Source organism: Acidisphaera rubrifaciens HS-AP3 (genome assembly GCF_000964365.1).
In the GTDB taxonomy this organism is placed as follows: domain Bacteria; phylum Pseudomonadota; class Alphaproteobacteria; order Acetobacterales; family Acetobacteraceae; genus Acidisphaera; species Acidisphaera rubrifaciens.
Genome location: NZ_BANB01001103.1, coordinates 1 through 260, shown reverse-complemented (window position 1 = coordinate 260; position 260 = coordinate 1). Strand labels below are relative to the sequence as shown.

At 64.2% G+C, this 260-nt stretch carries 1 protein-coding gene; it reads left to right on the top strand.

The features are described 5' to 3' along the window. Nucleotides 1-260 (top strand): efflux RND transporter permease subunit (locus tag B8460_RS20230; protein ID WP_148360741.1); only part of this gene is annotated, 260 nt, incomplete at both ends.

Sequence of the window (260 nt, the reverse complement as noted above, 5' to 3'; positions counted from 1 at the left end):
CCGTGCCGCAGGCCATCCTTCAGGATCAGGCGCAAAACTTCATCCGACCGCAGCTCGCGACCGTCCCCGGCGTCGCCATCCCCTCGCCCTATGGCGGTCTCGTCCGGCAGATCCAGGTCGATCTCAACCAGCAGGCGCTGCAGGCGAACCATCTGTCCGCGCAGGACGTGGTCGACGCCATGCTGCAACAGAATCTGATCCTGCCGGTCGGCACCGAGAAGGTAGCCAAGTTCGAATACACGGTCGACCTGAACGACGCC